The sequence below is a fragment of the Kitasatospora sp. NPDC056783 genome (assembly GCF_042789895.1).
Taxonomy (GTDB): Bacteria; Actinomycetota; Actinomycetes; order Streptomycetales; family Streptomycetaceae; genus Kitasatospora.
On record NZ_JBHUAF010000505.1, the window covers coordinates 1 to 5,013 of the forward strand.

Here is a 5,013-nt window from a genome sequence, read left to right on the forward strand (position 1 = left end):
TCGTCGTCTTGAACAACCATGGAAATTCCAACGATGCGCATGGAAGAACGTCACCTGACCTGCGGAAACGCGCCGCCAAGTTAAGTCAACGTCTGCGACGATCAGGAGCGCGCCGTGGTAGCGCTCGGTGTGGGTGGAGTGCAGTTCCCAGTCCGTGAGTTGACGCCTCGCCAGACGTCGACAGATGGCCGCGCCCTTGGGGGAGGCGGTGAGGGTGGTGGTGTGGGAGCGGGGGTTGTCGCGGGGGATTTCGGTTGCCATGGGAGAAAAGCGTGGCGGGCTGGAAGTACTCTGGCCAGCAATCCAACAGGCACGGAGAGTGCTTGTACGGATACGACGGGTCGGCGCGTCGGTCGGCCCGGATCAATCGGCCGCAAGGGCGGGTGGTACACATGACTGGCGTCGAGCGCACGATGTTCGATGACGGTGAGACGGCGGAAAACTCGGACGGCGTCTCGGAGTTCTACGGCGCGGTGGGCAAGCTGATCAAGCACTTCCGCGAGCGGGCCGGCATCACGCAGCGGGAGCTGGCCCGGCTGACCGGGTACAGCGAGGACCAGATCGGCGCGATGGAGCGGGGGGTGCGAACCCCGAGGATCGAGTACCTGACGAAGGTGGACCCGATCATCAACGCCGGTGGCGCCCTGATCGTCATCGCGGAGGACGTGATGAAGGCGAAGATCCGGGTGAGTGAGCGGCACCCGGCCTTCTCCAAGGCGTTCACGTCGGAGGAGAACCGGGCCATCGAGATCCACCACTACGGCACGATGGTGATTCCGGGACTGCTCCAGACCGAGGCGTACATCCGCGCTTTGTACGAGATGCGTCGGCCGATCCTTTCGTCCGAGCAGATCGACGAGTGGCTGGCGGCGCGAATGGACCGGAAGGGGATCCTGACCCGGTGGCCCACACCGGTGCTGTCGTGGGTGGTCTGCGAGAGCGTGCTTCGGCGCCCGCTGGGCGGGTGGGACGTTCACAAGGAGCAGCTCGAACACCTTCTGGAGATCGGCCAGATGAGGGGCCCCGAGCTCCAGGTCATGCCGCTCGACCGGATGAGCCACGCGGGGATGGGCGGCTCGTTCACCCTGCTGACCCCGCCCAACCGGCCGCAGATCGGCTACGTCGCGGCGCAGCACGTCAATCGGCTGATCACGGACCCGGTGGAAGTCCGTAATATGGCCGCACGGTACAGCAGTATCCGGGCCCAGGCCCTGGGGCTGAGGGAGTCCCTGGCCTTGATCGAAGCGATTCTGGGAGAGCGGTAGGCATGGCCGAGCTGACGTGGTTCAAGAGCAGCTACAGCACCAACGAGGACGCCGACTGCGTCGAGGTCGCCGAGACCCCCGGCACCGTCCACGTCCGTGACTCCAAGGACAAGAGCGGCCCCCAGCTGGCCTTCGAGCCGGCCGCGTGGGACGCGTTCGTGAAGTTCGCCGCCACCACCGAGGTCTGACCCCGCAAAGCCTCCCCTCAACGGCCCACCGCCTTCCCGGCGGCGGGCCGTTGGCGTACCGTCGGACGGTATGGAACTCGCCTGGTTCAAGAGCAGCTACAGCACCAACGAAGACGCCGCGTGCGTCGAAGTCGCCTGGCGCAAGAGCAGTTACAGCACCAACGAGGACGCCCAGTGCGTCGAGGTCGCCGACACCCCCGCCGCCGTCCACGTCCGTGACTCCAAGGACAAGACCGGCCCCCAGCTCACCGTCTCCCCCGCCGCCTGGCAGGCGTTCGTGACGTTCGCCGCCACCACGACCCGGCCCGCCTGACCCGACAGTTTCACCCTGTACGGGCCTTCCGCGAATCGACCACCCGACGAACATATGCTCGGTCAACTCCCTTCCCAGGATGAGACGATCACCCCTCACCGGTCAATTCGCGAGAGGGCAGGCAATGAATCTTCTGGTGGCCGACGATCTGCGTCTCAGTTTCGGCACGACCCGCGCGCTGGACGGCGTCTCGTTCGCGGTCGCCCCGCGGGAGGTGGTGGCCGTGACCGGGTCGAGCGGCTCGGGGAAGTCGACGCTGCTGCACTGCTTGGCGGGGATCCTCACCCCGGAGGCCGGTAGCGTCCGCCTCGACGGCGAGCGGTTCGACAACCTGCCGGAGGCGGGCCGCAGCACGCTGCGTCGCCGGGACTTCGGCTTCGTGTTCCAGCTGGGCGAGTTGATCCCCGAACTGTCCGTCCTGGAGAACGTGGCCCTGCCGCTGCGGCTCGCGGGTGCGACCCGTAAGGAAGCCGCACGGAACGCGGCCGAGGCACTCGGACGGCTGGAGATCGCCGACCTCGCCGCGAAGCGCCCGTCCCAGATCTCCGGCGGTCAGGCCCAACGGGCCGCCGTGGCAAGGGCCTTGATCCACCGCCCGAAGGTGGTCTTCGCCGACGAGCCCACCGGTGCGCTCGACACCGTCAACGGCGAGCGCGTGCTGATCGCGCTGACCACCGCTGCCCGGGAGCAGGGCGCCGCCGTGGTCATCGTGACCCACGAGGCCCGCGTCGCGGCCTGCGCGGACCGCGAGATCGTGATGAGCAACGGCCGGGTGGTCGGAACGAAGGAGCGGGTGTGATGCGAGCCCGCCTCTACCCCTTACTCCTGGGCGTGCGCCTGGTGCGCGGCTACGGCCGCTCGGGCTGGGCCCGGGTCACCCTGATGGCCGGCGGCACGGCGCTCGGCGTGGTCGTCCTCCTGCTGGCGATCGCCGTCCCGGGCATGCTCCAGCACCGTGCGGACCGGGCCGACGCCCGGACCGTGATCTGCGCGGCGGCGGACGACCGCCCGGCGGCCGGCTGCGGCCTGCTCGGCGAAAGCGTGGCGGACAGCTGGTACGGGCGGCCCCTGCAACGCCAGCTCGTCGCCACATCCGCCGACGCCCCGCCGCCCGGCCTGAGCCGTCTGCCCGCTCCGGGCGAGGTGGTGCTCTCGCCCGCGCTGCGCACGCTCTACGGCGAGCCGGGCAACCAGGCGCTGCGCGACCGGCTGCCCGGCCGGGTCACCGAGACGATCACCGCTGACGGCCTGGTGCAGCCGGACGAACTGCTCGCGTACGTCGGCGTCGGGAGCACCCCGGGTGTCTCGACCCAGCAGTTCACGGGGTACGGGCCGCTGGCACACGGCGCCACCGGCCCGGCGGTGGTGGCCGAGGCCGGCGCGGTCGCGGACGCCCGCAAGAACACCATCACCCTGGCCGTCGGCGTGATCGCCGTCCTCACCCCCGTCCTGCTGTTCCTCGCCTCCTGTGCCAGGCTCTCCGCCGCCACGCGGGACCGGCGCCTGGCCGCGCTCCGCCTGCTCGGGGTGACGCCTCGTCAGGCGCAGGTGGTGAACGCCGGGGAGAGTGCCGTGGTGGCCTCGCTGGGTGCGCTCGCCGGCCTGGCCGTCTTCGAGGCTCTGCTGCCGTTCACCTCCCGGTGGACCGTCGCGGGCTACGGCTGGTACTCCGCCGATCTCCAGCCCCCACTGTGGCAGACCGCGGCGCTGCTGCTGGCCGTTCCCCTGCTCGCCGTCGCGGTGGGGGCCGTCGCGGTCCGGCGGGTCACCAGCGCCACGAGGGCCGGGCGCACCGACACCGTGCCGAAGGCCCCGTCCCCCTGGCGGCTGGCGCCTCTGGTGCTCGGCATCGCCGTCAGCGGGTACGCGGCGATGAGCCCCCCGCCGGAGCGCGGTGACCCGAACACCTCGATGCTGCTCACCATGGCCGCCGGGCTGCTGCTGGTGTTCGTCGGCCTGGCGGCGGGCACTCCGCTGATCGCCCGGAGCATCGGCGTGTTCCTCGGGCGAGTGGCCCGGTCGATCGCCGTCCTGCTCGGTGCCCGTCGGCTGGAGGCCGAGGCCGCCGCCGCGACCCGGGTCGTCTCCGGGCTGGTCCTGCTGGTCTTCGCGGGGGCGTTCGGGCAGTCGGTGTTCGCGGCGATCCAGTCCCGCACCGCCGCCGAGTCCTGGGCCCAGGTGATGGCCCCCGGCGTGTACCAGGGGCCGGCGACGAGCGCGGACGGCACGCCACTGGCGGCCGCCACCTTCGCCGACGTCCCCGGTGTACGCTCCGTCGTCCCCGTGCGCCGTCTCCAGACGCCGATGGCCCCCGTCACCGCGACGCCCGCCCAAGGCGTCCCGGGTGGAGGTTCCACGGCACCGGCCGGCGTGGTCCAGACGCCCCCGCTCATCCACAACGCCGTCGTCCTCAGCTGCGCCGAGCTGTCCTCGGTCATCAGGCAGGCGCCGCAGTCCTGCGAGGAGGGCACCGCGTACTGGCTTGCCGGGTCCGGTCAGCCGGCCGGGCTCGACAACGGGACACCGCTGACCCTGGCTCCGGTGACCGGCCCCGGCAGCCCCCTCACTGTGGCGGCACCCAACCGCACCCTGGAGGTCCCCGACCGCAATGCGGTCTCCGACAGTTCTCCGGTGGCGGCCGAGATGATGCTGCCGCCCGGCACACCGGGCCTGTCCGCCGCCGCATTGCCCGCCGCGTCGTACCTGATCGTCACCGACGGCGAGCGGTCCACCTTCGAGGCGCTCAACGCGGCGGCCGCCCGGGTCAACCCGAGCCTGACGGTCTCCGTCCCGGACATCGCGCTCGAATCGCAGTACCAGTTCCCCCTGTTCCGCGCCCTGCTCACGCTCGGAACCGTCCTCGTCCTCACAATCTCCTGCGCCGCCATCGCCGTCGGCTCGATCGACCGGGCGGTCGAACGCCGCCGCGAGGTCGCCCTCCAGGCCGTGGTCGGCGTCCCGTTGCCCACCATGCGGCGCGCCCAGCTCCTCCAGGTGCTCATCCCGTACGGCAGCGGCATCACCCTGGCCCTGGGCCTCGCCGTCTTGGTCGGCCGCGCCTACGGACGTGCGGGAGGCACGTCCGGGGCGATCCCGCTCGGAGGGCTCGGTGCCGTCGCCGCCATCGCGCTCGCCGGCGCGGTGGTGGCGGGGCTCAGCGCGCTCCCCGCTCTCGGGCGGGGCGTCAAGGCGGAGTTCCTGCACCGCGAATAGCCCACGGCACCCCGCATCCGTCAACGGCGACAAC

6 protein-coding genes are annotated in these 5,013 nt (G+C 71.2%); 5 read left to right on the forward strand and 1 reads right to left on the reverse strand.

The genetic code is table 11. The features are described 5' to 3' along the window. On the reverse strand, window positions 1-261 hold a 261-nt coding region (locus ACFRMQ_RS37945; RefSeq protein WP_380735430.1), incomplete at its 3' end, for a hypothetical protein. 131 nt (window positions 262-392) lie between these two features. On the opposite strand from ACFRMQ_RS37945, the gene ACFRMQ_RS37950 reads away from it, so the two are divergent. The 5 genes from ACFRMQ_RS37950 to ACFRMQ_RS37970 all read left to right on the forward strand — a co-directional run bounded on the left by ACFRMQ_RS37950 (window position 393) and on the right by ACFRMQ_RS37970 (window position 4,979). Further along, complete coding sequence (locus ACFRMQ_RS37950; RefSeq protein WP_380735431.1) at window positions 393-1,265, forward strand: helix-turn-helix domain-containing protein; 873 nt, start codon at window positions 393-395, stop codon at window positions 1,263-1,265. 2 nt (window positions 1,266-1,267) lie between these two features. Beyond that, the gene (locus ACFRMQ_RS37955) at window positions 1,268-1,453 is read left to right on the forward strand and encodes a DUF397 domain-containing protein (RefSeq protein ID WP_380735432.1); all 186 of its coding nucleotides are present in this window, start codon (window positions 1,268-1,270) and stop codon (window positions 1,451-1,453) included. Window positions 1,454-1,523: 70 nt separating this feature from the next. Continuing rightward, on the forward strand, window positions 1,524-1,766 hold the full coding sequence (locus tag ACFRMQ_RS37960) for a DUF397 domain-containing protein (protein ID WP_380735433.1): 243 nt from the start codon (window positions 1,524-1,526) through the stop codon (window positions 1,764-1,766). Window positions 1,767-1,890: 124 nt separating this feature from the next. Continuing rightward, window positions 1,891-2,565 carry an ABC transporter ATP-binding protein gene (locus tag ACFRMQ_RS37965; protein ID WP_380735434.1) on the forward strand — a complete coding sequence of 225 codons (675 nt, stop codon included), beginning with the start codon at window positions 1,891-1,893 and terminating at the stop codon, window positions 2,563-2,565. Next, window positions 2,565-4,979: an FtsX-like permease family protein gene (locus tag ACFRMQ_RS37970; protein WP_380735435.1), complete on the forward strand. Its 2,415-nt coding sequence runs from the start codon at window positions 2,565-2,567 to the stop codon at window positions 4,977-4,979. The genes ACFRMQ_RS37965 and ACFRMQ_RS37970 overlap by 1 nt, the downstream gene beginning before the upstream one ends. The last annotated feature ends 34 nt before the right edge of the window (window positions 4,980-5,013 follow it).